The sequence below is a fragment of the Parasedimentitalea denitrificans genome (genome assembly GCF_011813015.1).
Classification (GTDB): domain Bacteria; phylum Pseudomonadota; class Alphaproteobacteria; order Rhodobacterales; family Rhodobacteraceae; genus Parasedimentitalea; species Parasedimentitalea denitrificans.
In genome coordinates this window covers 1-1007 of sequence record NZ_QHLQ01000069.1, presented here as the reverse complement: position 1 = coordinate 1007, position 1007 = coordinate 1, and the positions used below count along the sequence as shown (strand labels likewise).

1 protein-coding gene and 2 pseudogenes are annotated in these 1007 nt (G+C 51.6%); 1 reads left to right on the top strand and 2 read right to left on the bottom strand.

Features of this window, described 5'->3' with window-relative positions:
- A pseudogene (locus tag DL239_RS21340) lies at positions 1 to 339 on the top strand (integrase core domain-containing protein); the annotation flags it as partial.
- Between the two features lie 50 nt (positions 340 to 389).
- On the opposite strand, the gene DL239_RS21335 reads toward DL239_RS21340, so the two are convergent.
- Together DL239_RS21335 and DL239_RS21330 are read right to left on the bottom strand one after the other, a co-directional pair.
- Positions 390 to 548, bottom strand: a complete 159-nt coding sequence (locus tag DL239_RS21335; protein ID WP_167686108.1) for a hypothetical protein — start codon at positions 546 to 548, stop codon at positions 390 to 392.
- A gap of 115 nt (positions 549 to 663) precedes the next feature.
- Positions 664 to 915: pseudogene (locus DL239_RS21330) on the bottom strand (NYN domain-containing protein); the annotation flags it as partial.
- Positions 916 to 1007 lie beyond the last annotated feature (92 nt).

Sequence of the window (1007 nt, the reverse complement as noted above, 5' to 3'; positions counted from 1 at the left end):
GACGACGGCAGAGCCTTTAGGACGCTCAACATCTTGGATGAACACAGCCGGGAATGCCTGGCTGTCCGGGTGAAGCGGAAGTTAAATACGACCGAAGTAATCGACGCTCTGACGGATCAATTCATCCTGCGAGGCGTGCCTGACTACATCAGGTCGGAGTTGCCCATTGAAGGCGCCATTGGTTCGAGCCCAATGGGCGACGGCCCAAAATTCATCGCTGAGGCCGTCAGGGACTGGATCAAGTCAGTTGGGGCAAGGACTGCCTACATCGAACCTGGGTCACCCAGGGAGAACCGATATTGTGAGAGCTTTAACGGGCGAATGCGCGACGAGTTGGTAGTAGTTACCGTCACCTTAATTTGCGGCATAGCAACAAACTTGTCGTCTCGTTAGGTGGTTCGCAAAGCCACCGGACCCGGCAGGAAATCACTTGCGATCACGGACAATGCTGCGGCGACCTCAATTGGATCAAACGGCAGTTGAGTACCATCTTTTTCTGCCAGACGGAGGTATTTTTCCTCTAGATCTTTGCAAACAGTGCTAAACATTCGCATTTCTCGAGCATTCATTTTCTTCGGTTCCCAATCTGAAGATGACACTTTACCCGACATAATTCGCCAATTGAATAGGTCAGGCTGAAAACTGCAATCAAAGACGACACTATCACTCACCTGCAAGTACCATTTCCGGCTGTCCAGTCACCACTTCACGTGACGGGTGACCGATTACGTCTCTGAGGTGTTCAAGTTCGATGAAGTTGTCAGCCTGACGACGCAATTCGTCTGATATCATTGGCGGTTGGCTACGAATTGTGGACACCACTGACACACGAACTCCTTGGCGCTGCAGACTGGCCACTAGCGGTTTAAAATCTCCATTTCCAGAGAACAGGACAACATGGTCAACGCGAGGGGCTTTGTTGCACAAATAGGGTTGAGGTCGGACCTCCCCTGACACCGGACGGATTTAGCCTATCGCCTCTGTCTTGGGGATGCCAAGTGCAGTAA